Genomic DNA, 19877 nt, shown 5'->3' with positions numbered 1-19877 from the left:
TGACAGTTATGCGCCCACACTCGCGAGCTGTGTACGCATTTGGTCAATAACTTGTTTATAATCTGGCTTACCAAAAATTGCAGAACCCGCCACAAACATATCTGCGCCCGCCGCAGCGATTTCTGCGATGTTATCAACCTTCACGCCACCATCCACTTCAAGACGAATGTCATAACCACTTTCATCAATGATCTTACGAGCCTGTTGTAATTTCTTCAACGTTGCTGGAATAAAAGATTGTCCGCCAAATCCAGGATTTACTGACATTAATAAAACCACATCCACTTTATCCAAAACGTAATCTAAATAGCTCAAGGGCGTCGCAGGATTAAAAACTAATCCAGATTTACAACCACAATCGCGAATAAGCTGTAAAGAGCGGTCAATATGTTCGCTAGATTCTGGGTGGAAAGTGATGTAGTTCGCACCTGCTTTAGCAAAATCGGGAATAATGCGATCGACCGGTTTTACCATCAAATGCACATCAATCGGTGCGGTAATACCATAATCGCGTAAAGCTTGACATACCGCAGGCCCAAAAGTGAGATTAGGTACATAATGGTTATCCATAACATCAAAATGAATAACATCCGCGCCTGCATTAAGTACGTTTTGTACATCATCACCAAGACGAGCGAGATCGGCAGAAAGAATTGATGGGGCGATAAGATAAGGTTTCATAAAGGTTCTCCGTTGAGAAAATGAGTGCATTTAGTTTACTCACTTAAGTTCAAAAAACCAATAGTAATCCTGATATGAAATAACAAGATAAACAAAGAAAGGGCACTTTGGTGCCCTTTCAGTCATGAATATAAATAGACGAAAATTTACACGTCCAAATTTGCTCTTAACGCATTCAGCTCAATGAACTCACGACGTGGCTCAACTTCATCTCCCATTAAGGTCGTGAAGAGTTGATCCGCTGCAACGGCGTCCTTAATAGAAACCTTCAACATACGACGTGAATTTGGATCCATTGTGGTTTCCCAAAGTTGGTCTGCGTTCATTTCACCAAGTCCTTTATAACGTTGTACTTCAAGGCCTTTACGAGATTCTTTCACCAGCCATTCAACGGCTTGTTCAAAAGTACGAACTGACTGTACTTTTTCACCACGTGTGACATAAGCGCCTTCTTCTAATAAACCATTGAGTTGTTTATTAAGAGAAACAATTTTCGCATATTCATTGCCGTGAACAAAATCAAAATTCAAGAAATAATCGGTATCAATACCGTGTTTACGAACGGTAATCACCGCTTCATACACTTTGCGTTCCGCATTAAATTGTGTACGCACCGAATATTGATGAGCTTCTGTTTCTTTTGCGGTCAGTTGTTCAACAAAAGATTTACCCCAATTTTCCACCGCACTTTCGTCTTTCATCATTTCAACAGAAATTGGCGACTGATAAATTAATCCTTGCAACACTGGAGTTGGATAATGGCGACTTAAACGACTGATAAGTTTTTGTACGCTGTTATATTCTGCCACCAATTTTTCAAATACAAGGGCATTCATTGCTGGTGCATTTGCGCTAATATGTAATTCCGCGCCATCTAAAGCAAGCGTTAATTCATATTGCTCCATTTCATCTGCATCTTTAATGTAGCGTTCTTGTTTTCCTTTTTTCACTTTGTAAAGTGGCGGCTGAGCAATATAAACATAACCACGCTCAATCAGCTCAGGCATTTGACGATAGAAGAACGTTAAAAGCAACGTACGAATGTGAGAACCATCCACATCAGCATCAGTCATGATAATGATATGATGATAACGTAATTTATCTGGATTATATTCATCACGACCAATACCACAGCCCAAAGCTGTAATTAATGTCCCTACTTCTTGGGAAGACAACATTTTGTCGAAACGTGCTTTTTCTACGTTTAAGATTTTACCTTTCAATGGCAAAATTGCTTGAGTTTTACGATCACGACCAACTTTTGCAGAACCACCCGCAGAGTCACCCTCCACCAAGTAAAGTTCAGAAAGCGCAGGATCTTTTTCTTGGCAGTCTGCAAGTTTACCCGGTAAACCTGCAATATCTAATGCCCCTTTACGGCGAGTCATTTCACGAGCTTTGCGTGCTGCTTCGCGCGCACGAGCTGCCATAATAATTTGGTTTACAATGATTTTTGCATCTGCAGGATTTTCCAATAAATATTCCTGCATTTTTTCATTCATCGCAGATTCCACCGCACTTTTAACTTCTGAAGACACGAGTTTGTCTTTAGTTTGCGATGAGAATTTTGGATCAGGCACTTTAACTGAAATAATCGCAACTAAACCTTCACGCGCATCATCGCCTGAAGTGGCCACTTTTTCTTTTTTCAGCATACCTTCGTTTTCCATATAGCTATTTAAACTACGGGTTAAAGCACCACGGAAACCTGCTAAGTGAGTACCGCCATCACGTTGAGGAATGTTATTGGTGAAACAGTATACGTTTTCATTTACACCATCATTCCACTGCAAGGCGACTTCTACACCGATGCCATCTTTCTCAGCTGTAAAATAAAATGGTTTTGGATGAATTGGGTTTTTATTTTTATTCAAATATTCGACGAATGCTTGAATACCGCCTTCGTAATGGAAATGATCTTCAGAGCCATCACGTTTATCGATTAAACGAATAGATACGCCTGAGTTCAAGAAAGAAAGCTCACGTAAGCGTTTTGCTAAGATTTTGTAATCAAAGGTTGTGATAGCAAAAATATCTGAGCTTGGCCAGAAACGAACTGTTGTCCCCGTTGCCTCTGTGTCGCCAATCACTGTTAATGGCGCTTGTGGCTCACCTAAATGATAGAATTGCTCATGAACGTGACCTTGACGACGAATGGTTAACTGTAATTTATCAGAAAGCGCATTCACCACTGATACGCCCACACCGTGTAAACCGCCCGATACTTTATAAGAGTTATCGTCAAATTTACCGCCAGCGTGAAGCACTGTCATGATAACTTCTGCTGCAGAAACACCTTCTTCTGGGTGAATATCCACAGGAATGCCACGCCCATCATCTTGCACCGATACTGAATTATCGTCATGAATTGTCACGATAATATCGGAACAATGGCCAGCGAGGGCTTCATCAATGGCATTATCCACCACTTCAAATACCATATGGTGCAAACCAGTACCGTCATCAGTATCACCGATATACATACCAGGACGTTTACGCACCGCATCAAGGCCTTTTAATACTTTAATGCTCGATGCACCATAGTTATCATTGGTCGTTTCTGACATAATTTATCTCATTCTTTTGTAAATAAAAATTGGGCTGGATTATAGCAAAAAATCGCCGTTTTGGCGATGCTTTTCGGGAAAGGAAAGATATAAAAAAAGGGCGAATAATCTCGCCCTATAACTTGTTATTTTTTCCAATTTTTTAGCGCATCAGCAAAGGCATTGCCCATCGCATTATTACCTCTTGAACTACGCGCCTCTCGCTGCGTATTTCCACGAGCTCTTGCAGATAAAGCACGGTCAGATTTGCTATCATTTTTGACCGCACTTTCATCTAATCGCATCGTTAAGGCAATACGTTTACGCGGTACATCCACTTCCAATACTTTCACTTTCACGATATCGCCAGTTTTCACCACTTGATGTGGATCTTCTACGAATTTATCGCTTAATGATGAAATATGCACTAAACCATCTTGGTGAACACCAATATCCACAAATGCGCCGAAGTTAGTCACATTGGTGACAGTACCTTCTAAAATCATACCTGGTTTTAAATCGGTGATTTCTTCCACGCCTTCTGCGAATACGGCAGTTTTAAACTCACCACGCGGATCGCGACCTGGTTTTTCCAATTCTTTGAAAATATCTTGAACGGTCGGTAAACCAAATTGCTCATCAATAAATTGTTTAGCGTCAAGTTGATGCACCACACCAGAGTTACCCATTAAATCTTGGATAGATTGCGAGGTAGCTTGCAAGATTTTTTCCACTACAGGATAAGCTTCTGGGTGGACACCTGAAGCATCAAGTGGATTTTTCCCGTCTGCAATACGCATAAAGCCCGCACACTGCTCAAAGGCTTTTGGCCCTAAACGCGGCACTTTTTTCAATTCGCTACGGCTTTCAAAACGACCATTTTCATCACGATATTCCACAATGTTTTGCGCTAAGGTTTTCGTCATCCCTGCCACGCGAGCAAGCAATGGCGCGGATGCCGTATTCAAATCCACACCTACTGCGTTTACACAGTCTTCCACTACCGCATCGAGTTTACGCGCAAGTTGGGTTTGGTTTACATCGTGCTGATATTGCCCTACACCAATGGCTTTTGGTTCGATTTTCACTAATTCTGCCAATGGATCTTGTAAACGACGGGCGATAGAGACTGCACCACGTAAAGATACATCTAAATTCGGGAATTCATTTGCCGCAAATTCAGAAGCAGAATAAACGGACGCGCCCGCTTCACTCACCACAACAGTTTGTGGTTTATTTTCTTTGATTTCTTTAATCACTTCTTTCGCAAAACGTTCGGTTTCACGAGAAGCGGTACCATTACCAATGGCAATTAATTCTACGTTATGTTCGCGGATCAAGCTGAAAATTGCCACTTGCGCTTCAGCTTCACGACCTGTGTGTGGGTAAATGGTGGTGGTATCTAATAATTTACCTGTGTTATCCACCACCGCGACTTTAACCCCCGTACGCAAGCCAGGGTCTAAGCCCATGGTACTTTTCGCGCCAGCGGGTGCTGCCATTAAAAGTGCGGTCAGATTTCGGGCAAAAACATCAATGGCCTCTTCTTCCGCTTTTTCACGTAAACTTGCCATTAATTCCGTTTCTAAATGCAACAAAACTTTGATTTTCCATGTCCACGCAATCACTTGCTCACGCCATTTATCCGCAGGCTGTCCCGTGAAACGTACATCTAAATAATCACGAATAATTTCTTCACAATAGCTTTGGCGACTTCCCTCTTCTGCATCAGGATCAGCATTTAAGCTTAATTGTAAAATACCCTCATTACGTCCACGGAACATCGCTAATGCTCGGTGAGAAGGCACATTTTTTAATAATTCTTGATGATCGAAATAATCTTGGAATTTTGCGCCTTCCGTTTCTTTGCCTTCGATCACTTTGGATACAATAACCGCATTTTTCGCTAAATAATCGCGGACTTTCGCTAATAACCCCGCATCTTCTGCAAAGCGCTCCATTAAAATATAACGAGCACCATCTAATGCAGCTTTGCTATCAGCTACGCCTTTTTCAGCATCAACAAAGGAAAGTGCGGTTGATTCTGGCTCATTTTTTGGCTCATTCCAAAGTAAATCAGCCAATGGCTCAAGACCCGCTTCAATGGCAATTTGGCCTTTGGTACGGCGTTTTGGTTTGTACGGCAAATACAAATCTTCTAATTCGGTTTTGCTTTGCGTTGCATGGATTTTGTCACGTAATTCATCTGTCAATTTCCCTTGCTCTTCAATAGATTTCAAAATGGTTTGACGACGATCTTCTAATTCACGCAAATAAATTAAACGGGTTTCAAAATGACGAAGCTGGGTGTCATCTAAACCACCTGTGGCTTCTTTACGATAACGTGCAATAAATGGAATCGTGTTGCCATCATCTAATAATTGAATGGCGGCAAGAATTTGTTGGGGTTGAACGGTTAATTCTACCGCAATAATTTGGCTAATTTGTTGATTTAACATTGTCATACTTCTTTGTTATGAAAGAATTCTAGAAAAAACGGGGATAGAATACTGGTTTTAGGCTGTTGGCTCAAATATAATTCGAAAAACTTTCTTTTATTTTTATTATGGCAAAATCAAATTATATTACCCGTCAAGGCTGGAATGAGCTTGACCAAGAACTCAAGTTTTTGTGGAAAGAAGAACGCCCAAAAGTCACTCAAGCAGTCTCAGATGCTGCTGCTTTAGGCGATCGTAGCGAAAATGCCGAATATATTTACGGAAAACGTCGTTTACGTGAAATTGATCACCGAGTACGTTTTTTAACTAAAAGATTGGAGGTGCTACAAATTGTCGATTACAACCCAAAGCAAGAGGGAAAAATTTTCTTCGGCGCATGGGTAGAATTGGAAGATGAAGAAGGTGAAACCAAGCAATACCGTATTGTCGGTTGCGATGAATTTGCCCCTGCGAAAAATTGGATATCCATTGATTCTCCTGTTGCTCGAGCTTTAATCGGAAAAACATTAGACGATGAAGTGCGGGTAGAAACGCCCTCAGGTTTTATTACACTTTATGTGAATAAAATTTGGTATGAGAAATAACTCGGAAAAATAAAAGATAGTGAATATCTAAGCACAAAGAGAAAACTAATAGGCTAGATATAAACTATCTTACTTACCTCTTTCCTTATTCGCTGCAAAATCAGCGCCTTTTGCAAGCATTCTCAACTGCAAAATCACTCGAGCTTTAAGTTGCTCACGTTCAGCTTTACTCATATCTAAAGCATTAGCCCCTGCGGTGAATACGATTGTTACGATGCCTTCCGCTTGAACATAAGCAACATATTGCGAATATTGATGTTTGTAGGAAATATATTCTGCTAACTCATCAACAAAATGCTTAATTTCACGTGCTGCCGCAGTACGAAAAGCTTGAGAAGTGCCTGAACTTTCGCGTAATAGCAAACGGAAAACGTTCGTACTGTTAGTGATAAATTCAAAAAATGTATCTACAGAAACTGAAATAACGCTACCGCCAGCATCAATACGTTTACGCGCTTGACGCATTAGTTGGCGCAACATCAAACCAGCTTCATCCACCATTTCTAAGCCGAGTTCATCCATATCGCTAAAATGGCGATAGAAAGATGTAGGCGCAATTCCAGCCTCGCGAGCAACTTCTCTCAAACTCAAATTAGAAAAACTTTTTTCTGCGCTAAGTTGATTAAATGCCGCATCCACTAAAGCGCGACGAGTCTTTTCTTTTTGAACAGCACGAACACCAGCCATTATTTCAACCCACCTAGAATAGATTTAACTTCATCGCTGACCGCACTTGCCACACGCTCATAGCGGTTACGTAATGGTGAACCAGGACGATAAACCAACGCAATGGTGCGTGATGGCTCAGGCGAATAACAAGGAATATATTTCACACCTTTGCGCGTACCTTCATTCAATACAGCCAATTCAGGCATAAAAGTAATACCTGCATTTGCTGCCACCATATTGCGCAAAGTTTCAAGACTAGTTGCTTGGAAATGGGAATTTTCTTTTGCGCCAGCAGTGAAGCAATAATCTAACGCTTGATTACGCAAACAATGACCATCATCAAGCATTAACATTTCTTGACCATTTAACTGGTTCATTGGAAGTTTACTTTCTTGAGCCCAAGGATGATGCTCAGATACGGCAAGTAACATTTTCTCGTTGAAAATAGGTACTTCAATAAAAGCCTCAGTTTCTGGAACAGTGGCAACGATAGCACAATCTAAACGCCCCGTTTCCAATTGTTCTAATAATTGATGCGTTTGCGCTTCATAAAGAAAAACTTCTAAATCAGGGAATGCCTCTTTTAACGTTGGTACAATATAAGGGAGCAAATAAGGGCCAAGTGTTGGGATTAAACCGATGTGTAATGGCCCGGTCATTTCTTTACCTTGATTGCTCGCCATTTCTTTCAATAATTTTACTTCTCGAAGAACTGTACGAGCTTGATCAACCAACAACATCCCAGATTGAGTAAACAACACCTTACGACTGGTGCGCTCTAACAAGATAATACCGAGCTCATCTTCTAATTTACGAATTTGACCACTTAATGTTGGTTGACTCACATTACAAGAATCGGCAGCACGACGGAAATGTTTATATTCAGATAAGGCAACAAGATATTCTAGATCACGGATATTCATGAGATTTTCCCTATAGAAAAATTCAATTAAAAGAATAGAATTAATTGATTATGACTATATCATAATTTTCCCTATAATACAGCGCATAAAATTTAAATTAACAACCACATAGGAGAAAAAAACAATGTCTAGTATGGAAGGAAAAAAAGTCCCTCAAGTGACATTCCGCACTCGTCAGGGTGATAAATGGGTTGATGTAACTACCTCTGAATTATTTGATAACAAAACAGTGATCGTGTTCTCGTTACCAGGTGCATTCACTCCAACTTGCTCATCATCACACTTACCGCGTTACAACGAATTAGCACCAGTATTCAAAAAATACGGTGTAGACGATATTCTTGTTGTATCTGTAAATGATACTTTCGTAATGAACGCATGGAAAGAAGATGAAAAATCTGAAAACATCACTTTCATTCCAGATGGTAATGGTGAATTTACCGAAGGTATGGGTATGTTAGTTGGTAAAGAAGATTTAGGTTTTGGTAAACGTTCATGGCGTTATTCTATGCTTGTAAAAAACGGCGTAGTTGAAAAAATGTTTATCGAACCAAACGAACCAGGCGATCCGTTCAAAGTATCCGATGCTGACACTATGTTGAAATACCTTGCGCCACAACACCAAGTGCAAGAGTCTATTTCGATCTTCACAAAACCTGGCTGTCCTTTCTGTGCAAAAGCAAAACAACTTTTACACGATAAAGGCTTAAGCTTTGAAGAAATCGTATTAGGTCACGATGCAACAATCGTGAGCGTACGTGCAGTTTCAGGTCGTACTACTGTTCCACAAGTGTTTATCGGTGGTAAACACATTGGCGGTAGCGACGATTTGGAAAAATACTTTGCATAAACAGGCAAGTATTTAGCTGATTATTATTTGGGAATGTAATTTAAAGGGCGCATTAAGCGCCCTTTTCATTTGTACGAATTTATTGCAGAAATTAATAATGGGGCGGTGGCGTTTCTTCAGATTGGCTTGCAATGTTATAGGGTTGAAAATCTTTTAATTTATTTGCCATATAACGCAGTTGGACTTGCATTTTATCAATATCAAATTGCTGTTGAACTAAAGCGTGATTTAATTCATCTAATAACTGTTCCTGAAATGCAATTTTCGTTTCAAGTTCCTCGATGCGATTTTCTAACATTTGTTGAATTTGCATAAATTTTCTCTAAATTCTAAAAAAAAGTTGAGAATAGATAGAAAGCAATTTAATCTATTCCTCGTATTATTCCATTCATTATAAAGGATTAACTCATATGTTAAAAATTCAAAAATTATCTATCGCAGCATTAATGGTAAGTGCGGTGATTTCTGGCCAAGTTTTTGCAGAGGATAGCGCATTCGATGAGAAAGCGGCATCTTATGCCGTGGGTACACTCATGGGCAGTCAAATGAAAGATCTTGTAGATTCACACAAAGAAGTCATCAAATATGATAATGCGCGTATTTTAGATGGTTTAAAAGATGCCTTAGAAGGTAAAGTGGATGTTCGTAAAGATGAAAAAATCCAAAAAACCTTAGAATCTATTGAAGCAAAATTAATGGCTGCATCAAAAGCAAAAGCAGAATCGATTGCTAAACAAGCAAAAGAAGAAGGTGATAAATTCCGTGCTGAATTTGCTAAAGGTAAAGATGTAAAAACTACACAATCTGGTTTAATGTATAAAATTGAAAATGCTGGTAAAGGCGATTCAATCAAAGCAACAGATACCGTTAAAGTACATTACACGGGTAAATTACCAAATGGAAAAGTATTTGATAGCTCCGTAGAGCGTGGTCAACCTGTAGAATTCCAACTTGATCAGGTAATTAAAGGCTGGACTGAAGGTCTTCAATTAGTGAAAAAAGGCGGAAAAATTCAATTAGTTATTGCCCCTGAATTAGGCTATGGCGAACAAGGTGCTGGCGCATCTATTCCACCAAATTCAACATTAATTTTTGATGTAGAAGTATTAGACGTCAATCCAAAAGCTGCAAAATAATTAATGAGTTTAAAAGCGCGCGTTCTTTAACGCGTGCTTTTTATTATAAATAACAAGCGGAATTTTTACCGCACTTTTAACCTAACACCATGACTTTAAACGACAAATATCCGTTCACCGACGAAGATCGCACTATCATAAATTCCTATCAAGCGGTCGTTGATGGTGTAAGCGCTCTTATTGGCGAACACTGCGAAATTGTGCTTCATTCTCTAGAAGATATTGAACATTCTGCTATTTGTATTGCTAACGGACATAACACTAATCGACAAGTTGGTTCGCCAATCACCGATCTTGCCTTACGTTCGCTACGAAATATGCAAAGCGAAAGTGTTTCAAAGCCTTATTTTACACGAGCAAAAGGCAGCGTACTGATGAAATCAGTCACCATTGCCATTCGTAATAAAACTCAACGTATTATTGGTTTGCTTTGTATCAATATTAATTTAGATGTACCCGTATCTCAATTTTTGCAATGCTTTATGCCAACGGAGCATACGAATGAAACATCTTCGGTTAATTTTGCGAGTTCAGTTGAAGACTTGGTTGCACAGACTATTGAAAAAACAATAGAAGAAGTCAATGCAGATCGCTCTGTTGCCAATAATACTAAAAACCGACAAATCGTCCTTTCTCTTTACGAAAAAGGTATTTTTGATATTAAAGATGCGATTAATTTAGTCGCAGAACGTTTAGATATTTCCCGACATACGGTTTACCTGTACATCCGTCAAATCAAACAAGAGCAAGAATAATGCGCTATGTTATCGCCGTCAAAAGCCCTATTTACGGAAAGCAAGGGGCATTTTTAGCTTATCAATTTGCAGAAGCCTTAATCAAAAAAGGTCACGAAATCTCACAGATTTTTTTCTTTCAAGATGGAGTGAGTAACGGAAATGCATTAGTGTATCCAGCCAATGATGAAGTTAATTTACAAAAACATTGGCAAATGTTTTCCGTAACCCACAATGTTCCTTTGCATTTATGTGTTGCGGCATCTCAACGACGAGGTATCGTCGATAACTTAACAACAGCCAGTACAGGTCACAATAATCTTGCAAAGAGATTCATAATTGCAGGCCTTGGTGAATTTATGGCAGCAAGTTTAAAAGCAGATCGAGTAATAACCCTATGAAAATAGCCTTTTTATTTCGCACATCTCCACATGGCACATCCATTTCACGAGAAGGCTTAGATGCAATTCTTGCCGCAACAGCTTTTTGTGATCCAGATGACATTGGCGTATTTTTTATAGATGATGGTGTACTAAATCTTATTAATCATCAACAACCTGAACTCATTCAACAGAAAGACTTCATTAGAACCTTTAAATTATTAGATTTATATGATGTAGAACAACGCTTTATATGCACGGAATCTTTACAGAAATTTAAGCTAGATAATGAGCAACTAATCCTATCTTGTGAAAAAATTGACCGCTCTTTATTGATAGAAAAACTTACTCAAGCTGAAAAATTGTTCACTTTCTAAGGAATATTATGCTTTATACATTTTCTCAATCAGATTATCCCCAAACTGAACTAGATGACTATTTTTCATATATTACAGAAAAAGATGCGGTAGTATTATGGCAAGACGGTGTGCTATTGGCGGTAAAATATCCTGATTATTTTGCAAAATGTAAAGGGAATTGCATGATATTGAAACAAGATATTTTAGCAAGAAATCTCACCGCACTTTTACCTCAAAGCAGCAAGATAAAATTAATTTCAATAGAAGAACTTGTTGGAATCACTGAGAATTATTCACCACAGCTATCACTATAAAAATCAAATAATTTAGTAAATACTCAAGCGAAATATCAGATATAGAATAAACAAAAAGTGCGGAGAATTTTCCCCGCACTTTCTCTTGTCTTCTTTATGTCTTTAAGACATTCAAAAATACATCAATTATTTGATGATTTTCGCAACAACGCCAGCACCTACTGTACGGCCACCTTCACGGATTGCGAAACGTAAACCTTGGTCCATCGCGATTGGGTGGATTAAGCTTACTGTCATCTTGATGTTATCACCAGGCATTACCATTTCCACGCCTTCTGGTAATTCGATAGTACCAGTTACGTCAGTTGTACGGAAATAGAATTGTGGACGGTAACCTTTGAAGAACGGAGTATGACGACCACCTTCTTCTTTTGATAATACGTACACTTCTGATTCGAAGTCAGTGTGTGGCGTGATTGAACCTGGTTTCGCTAATACTTGACCACGTTCGATTTCTTCACGTTTGGTACCACGTAATAATGCACCGATGTTTTCACCTGCACGACCTTCGTCAAGTAATTTACGGAACATTTCAACACCCGTTACAGTAGTTTTCGCTGTATCTTTGATACCTACGATTTCTACTTCATCACCAGTACGGATGATACCACGTTCTACACGACCAGTTACTACTGTACCACGACCTGAGATTGAGAACACATCTTCGATTGGAAGAAGGAACGGTTGGTCAATCGCACGCTCTGGCTCTGGGATGTAAGTATCTAAGTGGTTTGCTAACTCAAGGATTTTTTCTTCCCATTCTGCTACGCCGTTTAATGCTTGTAATGCAGAACCACGTACGATTGGAGTATCGTCACCTGGGAAGTCATATTGAGAAAGAAGTTCACGAACTTCCATTTCTACTAATTCTAATAACTCTTCGTCATCTACCATGTCGCATTTGTTTAAGAATACGATGATGTAAGGTACACCTACTTGGCGACCTAATAAGATGTGCTCACGAGTTTGTGGCATAGGACCATCAGTTGCTGCTACTACTAAGATAGCACCATCCATTTGTGCCGCACCAGTAATCATGTTTTTAACATAGTCGGCGTGTCCCGGACAGTCAACGTGTGCGTAGTGACGAGTTGCTGTATCGTATTCAACGTGTGAAGTGTTGATGGTGATACCACGTGCTTTTTCTTCTGGCGCGTTATCGATTTGGTCAAATGCGCGAGCTGCACCACCGTAGTGTTTAGATAATACGGTTGTGATTGCTGCTGTTAAAGTTGTTTTACCGTGGTCAACGTGGCCGATTGTACCCACGTTTACGTGCGGTTTTGTACGTTCAAATTTTTCTTTAGACATTTAAAGAGTCCCTCTAAATAGACACGGTTATCGATGGGTAAATAAAACCACATTAACCAATAAAATTTTTTATTTTAAATGAAGGAAAGAGAATTGAAGGATGGTGCTGATAGGCGGATTTGAACCGCCGACCTCACCCTTACCAAGGGTGCGCTCTACCAACTGAGCTATATCAGCGTTTGGAGCGGGCAGCGGGAATCGAACCCGCATCATTAGCTTGGAAGGCTAAGGTAATAGCCATTATACGATGCCCGCAAGTCCTAAATTCGTCTGTCCCATCAGGATTCATCTAAAAGATGGTGGAGGGAGAAGGATTCGAACCTTCGAAGGCTGAGCCAACAGATTTACAGTCTGCCCCCTTTGGCCGCTCGGGAACCCCTCCACGCTAAATGAATACTTGTGTACGAAAGAATGGTGCCGACTATCGGAATCGAACTGATGACCTACTGATTACAAGTCAGTTGCTCTACCTACTGAGCTAAGTCGGCGTGTCGTAAGCAAGTGAGGCGTATTATATGGAAAAAACTTTTCGTGACAAGTTTTTTTTCTAAAAAAATTATTTTTTTTGCGTGTTCGTTTAAATCACAAGCAAAAATGTGAATTTTTAACCAAATCTTATTAAATTTACTGAAAAATAAATGCGAACATGCTGGTTATAGAGTATATTTTTCTTCGTTTATTTAGCTATCAAATAAAATTATTGTGGAATTTTCAACTCAGCAAACACCTTTTTTAAGCTTTAATCGTGAACAATGGGCGGAATTACGTAAATCCGTTCCATTAAAATTGACAGAACAGGATCTCAAACCACTTTTAGGTTTTAATGAAGACCTTTCATTAGATGAAGTAAGTACGATTTACCTACCGTTAACTCGTCTTATTAACTATTACATTGATGAAAATTTACATCGCCAAACGGTACTACATCGTTTTTTAGGCAGAAATAATGTCAAAACACCTTACATAATTAGTATTGCTGGCAGTGTTGCCGTGGGAAAAAGTACTTCTGCACGTATTCTACAATCTCTACTTTCTCATTGGCCGACTGAAAGAAAAGTTGATCTCATCACAACAGACGGGTTTCTTTATCCATTAGAAAAACTTAAACAAGAGAATCTTTTACAAAAGAAAGGTTTTCCCGTTTCTTATGACACGCCTAAACTCATTCGCTTTTTTAGCAGATGTAAAATCAGGTAAAAGTAATGTTACAGTACCGATCTACTCTCATCTAACATACGATATTATTCCCGATGAATTTGATGTGGTAGATAAACCCGACATTCTCATTTTAGAAGGATTAAATGTTCTTCAAACAGGCAATAACAAAACCAATCAAACCTTTGTGTCAGATTTTGTTGATTTCTCTATTTATGTCGATGCAGAAGAAAAATTGCTGAAAGAATGGTACATCAAACGTTTTTTAAAATTCCGAGAAAGTGCATTTAATGATCCTAATTCTTACTTTAAACATTACGCAAGTTTATCAAAAGAAGAGGCCATTACGACGGCAAGTAAAATTTGGGATGAAATTAACGGGTTAAATCTCAATCAAAACATTCTTCCAACCCGTGAGCGAGCAAATTTAATTCTAAAAAAAGGTGAAAACCATCAGGTAGAGTTAGTTAAATTGAGAAAATAGCTCAAAAGCGCAGTAAAAAAATAATCTACCTCCCAAAAGTTAGGCTGTTATTTAAAGGATTGTTTTCGATATTGTATCAGACTCAATCCTTTTAATTTTAGTTGAATCCATCGGTGACTATACTAACCCAGGCTGCATCAACTATCTCCTCTCTACCTTTATTTGACGATAAGCCACAATTTGTTCTGTGCCAGCCTTGGTTTAAATATAAAATGACACAACGGGCTTTATTTAATCAGAATATTTCTTTTTAATGGCAGCTTTAAGAGCTTTATCTAGCTTAATTTGAAATTGGGAAAAGAAAATACTACGAACTAATCATACAAAGCTTAATTGCTATTTTAATGGATAAGACGTTCTTAACATTTGGATAATTTCCGTTGCTCGGCTTCCTCTTGAAGCCTGCGTCTTCTCAACGCATTTAGATAAAGCTCTTCCTATTCAAGCTACAAAATTCTCAAACATAAGCGGTCTTTTTCCCCTTTTCATTGCACTTTCTTCGTTAAAGTTGCTGAATATCCAATGCCATTTGGTCTAACATTTCATAACGTTTACGATACATAGAACGTTTTTTACTTGCGATATCTTCTAACTGTTTGCGTTCAATATCTAAAGGCAATTGCCAATAATTATTGCTATATTCCCCTTGATTCTCTTGCCAGAACTCATCGTAATTAAACAAAATCTTACTGCGCGCAGAAAGACGATATTTTCCCTGTGCTTTGTGCGGAATGCCCACTAGCTCACATTGCCATTTTTCAGTGAGCATTTTGAATGCATTGACTAACAGAAACATTGGACGCATACCGTGCAATGCTTTCGTAGCCTGTTTTACAAGTTCTTGAGCATTGCCACTTGAGGGGCCTTGAATCGAGGCGATAAGCAATTTATTCGGGCTCAAAAAAGTGAAAGAAGCATCATATACTCGCTCATTATGTTGATTACGAATATTAATAGAAAAATACCCTTCAAAGGGATCGATATGATTGATACTTAAAGATAAACGCAAATCATCAGTTAATTGTGTTAACACGATATTTTGCTGCTCCAATAATTGTTGGCAAAGCGAACGTCCCATTTTTTCTTCTGCCAAACGTAAATTCTCCGTAATCGCCGTTAAACGTCCTGAAGCAGAAAAGCGTTTATCGCAAAAAGTAGTAAGAATTGTATTTATACGATAATAATCTTGTGTAAATAAAGGCTGCCATTGAGTTTCTGTATTAAGAAAATCCACTAATTGGCTACATTGCTTTTGATAGAGCCATTTATAGCCATAATAACGTAATTTTTCCCGCACTTGTTTGAGAAAAGGGCGATCCTTGGAGTAAGGATACATTTGAACGTAAGTGGGGAAAATAAAATTATTTTTCGGGAACATAACTCAATATTTTGTGAAATTTAATAAAATTGTCAGTTATTTTAGCGATTATCACTTCATTTGCCAAAATTCTTTTTTGTTTAAAACCCACTTTACAACTCAGATTTTGTTATAATCTTTTCCTTGAATTCCTTTTTCCCTACCCCAATATTTACCCAAATTATCGGAAAGAATTAAGAGAGATAAATTATGGCGAAGAATACCCAACGTACGATGCCCGTATTGCCATTACGCGATGTCGTCGTTTTCCCTTATATGGTGATGCCACTTTTTGTAGGGCGTGCAAAATCAATTAATGCCCTTGAAGAAGCGATGAACGATGATAAACAGCTTCTTTTAGTATCTCAAAGAGAGGCGGATTTGGAAGAACCAACCCCTGAAGATTTATTTGATGTGGGTACCATTGCTAACATTATTCAATTACTAAAATTACCTGATGGCACAGTAAAAGTGCTAGTTGAAGGTCAAAATCGCGCGAAAATTAACAGCCTTGAAGATGGCGAAAAGTGCTTTTCCGCAAAAATTACCCCTATCGAAACCACTTATGGTGATGAGAAAGAGTTAGATGTTGCGAAAAAAGCGGTACTTTCTGAATTCGAAAATTATCTCAACTTAAATAAAAAAATCCCTGCAGATGTATTAAATGCACTTCATCGCCTTGGTGATGCTGATCGTTTATCAGACACAATGGCGGCTCATTTACCGGTAAGTGTTCGCCATAAACAAAGCGTATTGGAACTTGCTAACGTGCAAGACCGCCTAGAATATCTGCTTGGCATGATGGAATCAGAAGCGGACATTCTTCAAGTTGAAAAACGCATTCGCGGCCGCGTAAAAAAACAAATGGAGAAAAGCCAACGTAACTATTATCTAAGCGAGCAAATTAAAGCTATTCGTAAAGAAATGGATAGTGGCGAAAATGAAGACACGATTGATGAAGTTGAGCAACTTCGTCAAAAGGTTGAAGCGGCAGGTATGCCAGCAGATGTGCGTGACAAAGTGGAAAGTGAGTTACAAAAACTCAAAATGATGTCAGCTATGTCTTCTGAAGCGACCGTTGTTCGTAGCTATATTGAATGGATGATCCAAGTGCCTTGGCATCAACGTTCTAAAGTGAAAAAAGACATTTCAAAAGCACAACAAGTATTAGATGCCGATCACTATGGCTTAGAACGAGTGAAAGAACGTATTCTTGAATATCTTGCAGTACAAGCACGTTTAAACAAAGTGAAAGGACCCATTCTTTGCTTAGTCGGCCCTCCAGGCGTAGGTAAAACCTCTCTTGGTCAATCTATTGCCAATGCCACTGGTCGTAAATATGTGCGCATGGCATTAGGCGGTGTTCGCGATGAGGCTGAAATCCGTGGTCACCGTAAAACCTATATTGGTGCATTGCCAGGTAAATTAATTCAAAAGATGGCAAAAGTGGGGGTGAAAAATCCATTATTCTTGCTTGATGAAATTGACAAAATGGCATCCGATATGCGAGGTGATCCAGCATCAGCATTGCTTGAAGTACTCGACCCTGAGCAAAACACCACCTTTAACGATCACTATTTAGAAGTGGATTATGATCTTTCTGATGTAATGTTTGTCGCAACATCAAACTCTATGAATATTCCAGGTCCATTATTGGATCGTATGGAAGTTATTCGTCTTTCTGGTTACACAGAAGATGAAAAACTTAATATCGCGATGCGTCATTTGTTAGCGAAACAAATTGAACGTAATGGTTTAAAGAAAGGCGAGCTTACTGTCGAAGAAAGTGTAATTTTAGATATTATTCGCTATTACACTCGTGAAGCGGGTGTTCGTGGATTAGAACGTGAAATTTCAAAAATCTGCCGTAAAGCAGTGAAAAATTTATTAGTAAATCCAAAACTTAAATCTATCACGGTAAATTCAGATAATCTGCACGATTATCTTGGTGTCAAACGCTTTGAATTTGGCAAAGCCGACACACAAAATCGCATTGGTGAAGTGACAGGTCTAGCTTGGACAGAAGTGGGTGGCGATTTACTCACTATTGAAACCGCCTCCGTTGTCGGTAAAGGAAAACTCACTTTCACAGGTTCATTAGGCGATGTGATGAAAGAATCCATCCAAGCAGCTATGACCGTTGTGCGCGCTCGTGCGGATAAACTTGGTATTAATTCTGAGTTCCATGAAAAACGCGACATTCACATTCACGTACCAGATGGTGCGACACCAAAAGATGGTCCGAGTGCCGGTATTGCAATGTGTACTGCATTAGTTTCTTGTTTAACAGGTAATCCTGTGCGTGCGGATGTAGCCATGACAGGTGAAATCAGTTTACGCGGTAAAGTACTACCAATCGGTGGATTAAAAGAAAAACTTCTTGCGGCACATCGAGGTGGAATTAAAACCGTATTAATTCCAAAAGAGAACGTTAAAGATCTCGAAGAAATTCCAGAAAACGTAAAACAAAATCTTGCGATTCATGCAGTAGAAACCATTGATGAAGTACTTGGCCTTGCCTTGGAAAATCCGCCTGAAGGCATTGAGTTTGTCAAAGTTGAAGCTAAAGCGGCAAAATCACCCCGCCGTAAAGCGACCACTAAGGCAACAAGAGCGGTCAATTAATTGAATGTTTTAGGGCTTGTGAAAACAGGCCCTTTTTGTCAATATTCACAGCATCAGCTAAGATTTCATATTTACACAACGTTAATTTGTACTTTTTCTAACTGTTCTCATATTTAAAAATCGTTAATAACAGCATGCTCAAACTTCCTCCACTTTCCCTTTATGTACACATTCCATGGTGCGTTCAAAAATGCCCTTATTGTGATTTTAATTCGCACGCACAAAAAGGCGATATACCAGAACAAGACTATATTCATCATCTTCTGCAAGATCTACAGGCCGATTTACAGCGCTTTAAAGATTCAATTCAACAACGAAAACTCCATTCGATTTTTATTGGTGGCGGTACGCCAAGTTTGTTCTCAGCAGAAAGCATTGCGTATCTCTTAAAAGAAATAAAAAAGCAGATTGATTTTGAAGATAATATTGAAATCACATTAGAAGCGAATCCTGGCACGGTAGAAGCTGAACGTTTTAAAGGTTATGTATCAGCAGGCATTACGCGAATTTCTATGGGAATTCAAAGTTTCAATGATGATAAATTACAGCGTCTTGGGCGGATTCATAATGCAGCAGAGGCAAAAAGTGCGGTCAATTTAGCAAAAGTTTCTGGGCTAAAAAGTTTCAATTTAGATTTAATGCACGGTTTGCCAAACCAAACATTAGAAGAAGCCTTAGATGATCTTCGCCAAGCTATTGAGCTATCTCCTCCTCACCTTTCTTGGTACCAGCTCACTATTGAGCCAAATACGATGTTTGCTTACCGCCCACCTAAATTGCCAGATGACGATGAACTTTGGGATATTTTTGAGCAAGGTCACCAACTTTTAACCGCAGCAGGCTATCAGCAATATGAAACGTCAGCTTACTCAAAAGTGGGTTTTCAATGTAAACATAATTTGAATTATTGGCGGTTTGGGGATTATTTAGCCATTGGCTGTGGCGCACATGGGAAACTGACCTTCCCTAATGGCGAAATTACCCGCTTTTCTAAAACCAAGCACCCGAAAGGTTATTTGCGTGGCGAATATCTTTACGAAGAAAAAAACGTGCCAGAAATTGACCGCCCTTTTGAGTTTTTTATGAATCGCTTTCGTTTGTTAGAAGCGGTACCCAAACAAGAATTTGAAGATTACACAGGTTTATCGAAAAGTGCGGTAAAAAATCAAATTGATTTTGCCATTCAACAAAACTATATTGTGGAAAACGCTGATTCTTGGCAAATCACTGAGCATGGCAAGTTATTTCTCAATGAACTATTGGCATTATTTTTAACGGAATCATAGTTCATCCGTTAAACCTCTCATTGC

The 19877-nt window shown here is 39.0% G+C and carries 19 protein-coding genes and 4 tRNA genes; 11 read left to right on the top strand and 12 right to left on the bottom strand.

Annotated elements, in window-relative coordinates:
• Positions 1-6 precede the first annotated feature (6 nt).
• From rpe to AAX18_RS07110, 3 genes are all read right to left on the bottom strand, one after another.
• On the bottom strand, positions 7-681 hold the full coding sequence (rpe, locus tag AAX18_RS07120; RefSeq protein ID WP_005629677.1) for a ribulose-phosphate 3-epimerase: 675 nt from the start codon (positions 679-681) through the stop codon (positions 7-9).
• 146 nt (positions 682-827) lie between these two features.
• Positions 828-3248, bottom strand: coding sequence for a DNA topoisomerase (ATP-hydrolyzing) subunit B (gene gyrB / locus AAX18_RS07115; protein WP_005629675.1), 2421 nt, complete (start codon positions 3246-3248; stop codon positions 828-830).
• Between the two features lie 125 nt (positions 3249-3373).
• Entirely contained in the window at positions 3374-5686 is a 2313-nt protein-coding gene (locus tag AAX18_RS07110) for a Tex family protein (protein ID WP_046953404.1), read from the bottom strand.
• 107 nt (positions 5687-5793) lie between these two features.
• Between AAX18_RS07110 and greB the strand changes: the two genes are divergently transcribed.
• The gene (gene greB / locus AAX18_RS07105; RefSeq protein WP_046953403.1) at positions 5794-6270 is read left to right on the top strand and encodes a transcription elongation factor GreB; all 477 of its coding nucleotides are present in this window, start codon (positions 5794-5796) and stop codon (positions 6268-6270) included.
• Between the two features lie 69 nt (positions 6271-6339).
• Here greB and fabR read toward each other — a convergent pair whose 3' ends face one another.
• Both fabR and oxyR read right to left on the bottom strand, forming a co-directional pair.
• Positions 6340-6957: an HTH-type transcriptional repressor FabR gene (gene fabR, locus AAX18_RS07100; RefSeq protein ID WP_005629669.1), complete on the bottom strand. Its 618-nt coding sequence runs from the start codon at positions 6955-6957 to the stop codon at positions 6340-6342.
• Positions 6957-7862 (bottom strand): DNA-binding transcriptional regulator OxyR, encoded by a 906-nt coding sequence (gene oxyR, locus AAX18_RS07095; protein WP_005629667.1) that lies wholly within the window; start codon positions 7860-7862, stop codon positions 6957-6959. Before oxyR ends, fabR begins: the two co-directional genes overlap by 1 nt.
• Before the next feature lie 124 nt (positions 7863-7986).
• Here oxyR and pgdx point away from each other — a divergent pair, with 124 nt between their 5' ends.
• Positions 7987-8712 (top strand): hybrid peroxiredoxin PGdx, encoded by a 726-nt coding sequence (gene pgdx, locus AAX18_RS07090; protein ID WP_005630531.1) that lies wholly within the window; start codon positions 7987-7989, stop codon positions 8710-8712.
• A 91-nt stretch (positions 8713-8803) separates the two neighbouring features.
• Here pgdx and AAX18_RS07085 read toward each other — a convergent pair whose 3' ends face one another.
• Entirely contained in the window at positions 8804-9025 is a 222-nt protein-coding gene (locus tag AAX18_RS07085) for a SlyX family protein (protein WP_005629663.1), read from the bottom strand.
• 97 nt (positions 9026-9122) lie between these two features.
• Between AAX18_RS07085 and fkpA the strand changes: the two genes are divergently transcribed.
• From fkpA to AAX18_RS07060, 5 genes are all read left to right on the top strand, one after another.
• Positions 9123-9848 carry an FKBP-type peptidyl-prolyl cis-trans isomerase gene (gene fkpA / locus AAX18_RS07080; protein ID WP_046953402.1) on the top strand — a complete coding sequence of 242 codons (726 nt, stop codon included), beginning with the start codon at positions 9123-9125 and terminating at the stop codon, positions 9846-9848.
• Between the two features lie 89 nt (positions 9849-9937).
• Positions 9938-10603: a helix-turn-helix transcriptional regulator gene (locus AAX18_RS07075; protein WP_005630528.1), complete on the top strand. Its 666-nt coding sequence runs from the start codon at positions 9938-9940 to the stop codon at positions 10601-10603.
• Entirely contained in the window at positions 10603-10983 is a 381-nt protein-coding gene (gene tusD, locus AAX18_RS07070; RefSeq protein ID WP_046953401.1) for a sulfurtransferase complex subunit TusD, read from the top strand. The genes AAX18_RS07075 and tusD overlap by 1 nt, the downstream gene beginning before the upstream one ends.
• Entirely contained in the window at positions 10980-11339 is a 360-nt protein-coding gene (gene tusC / locus AAX18_RS07065; RefSeq protein WP_046953400.1) for a sulfurtransferase complex subunit TusC, read from the top strand. The genes tusD and tusC overlap by 4 nt, the downstream gene beginning before the upstream one ends.
• Before the next feature lie 8 nt (positions 11340-11347).
• Entirely contained in the window at positions 11348-11635 is a 288-nt protein-coding gene (locus AAX18_RS07060) for a DsrH/TusB family sulfur relay protein (protein ID WP_046953399.1), read from the top strand.
• 126 nt (positions 11636-11761) lie between these two features.
• On the opposite strand, the gene tuf is transcribed toward AAX18_RS07060, so the two are convergent.
• The 5 genes from tuf to AAX18_RS07035 all read right to left on the bottom strand — a co-directional run bounded on the left by tuf (position 11762) and on the right by AAX18_RS07035 (position 13434).
• Entirely contained in the window at positions 11762-12946 is a 1185-nt protein-coding gene (gene tuf / locus AAX18_RS07055) for an elongation factor Tu (RefSeq protein WP_005646706.1), read from the bottom strand.
• A gap of 101 nt (positions 12947-13047) precedes the next feature.
• Positions 13048-13123, bottom strand: a tRNA-Thr gene (locus AAX18_RS07050).
• 3 nt (positions 13124-13126) lie between these two features.
• Positions 13127-13201 (bottom strand) — tRNA-Gly (locus tag AAX18_RS07045).
• A 42-nt stretch (positions 13202-13243) separates the two neighbouring features.
• A tRNA-Tyr gene (locus tag AAX18_RS07040) sits at positions 13244-13328 on the bottom strand.
• 30 nt (positions 13329-13358) lie between these two features.
• A tRNA-Thr gene (locus AAX18_RS07035) sits at positions 13359-13434 on the bottom strand.
• Between the two features lie 214 nt (positions 13435-13648).
• Between AAX18_RS07035 and AAX18_RS09020 the strand changes: the two genes are divergently transcribed.
• Both AAX18_RS09020 and coaA read left to right on the top strand, forming a co-directional pair.
• Positions 13649-14143, top strand: a complete 495-nt coding sequence (locus AAX18_RS09020) for a nucleoside/nucleotide kinase family protein (RefSeq protein ID WP_230599563.1) — start codon at positions 13649-13651, stop codon at positions 14141-14143.
• Entirely contained in the window at positions 14094-14585 is a 492-nt protein-coding gene (gene coaA, locus AAX18_RS09015) for a type I pantothenate kinase (RefSeq protein ID WP_230599560.1), read from the top strand. Before AAX18_RS09020 ends, coaA begins: the two co-directional genes overlap by 50 nt.
• Positions 14586-15087: 502 nt before the next feature.
• On the opposite strand, the gene AAX18_RS07025 is transcribed toward coaA, so the two are convergent.
• Positions 15088-15963, bottom strand: a complete 876-nt coding sequence (locus AAX18_RS07025) for a VirK/YbjX family protein (RefSeq protein ID WP_046953398.1) — start codon at positions 15961-15963, stop codon at positions 15088-15090.
• A gap of 189 nt (positions 15964-16152) precedes the next feature.
• On the opposite strand from AAX18_RS07025, the gene lon reads away from it, so the two are divergent.
• Positions 16153-18567 (top strand): endopeptidase La, encoded by a 2415-nt coding sequence (gene lon / locus AAX18_RS07020; protein WP_046953397.1) that lies wholly within the window; start codon positions 16153-16155, stop codon positions 18565-18567.
• A gap of 134 nt (positions 18568-18701) precedes the next feature.
• Positions 18702-19853, top strand: a complete 1152-nt coding sequence (hemW, locus tag AAX18_RS07015; RefSeq protein ID WP_046953396.1) for a radical SAM family heme chaperone HemW — start codon at positions 18702-18704, stop codon at positions 19851-19853.
• Positions 19854-19877 lie beyond the last annotated feature (24 nt).

Origin of the sequence: Haemophilus haemolyticus (assembly GCF_001008205.1) — a bacterium.
Lineage (GTDB): Bacteria > Pseudomonadota > Gammaproteobacteria > Enterobacterales > Pasteurellaceae > Haemophilus > Haemophilus haemolyticus_Q.
This window is presented reverse-complemented; position numbering and strand designations above follow the sequence as displayed.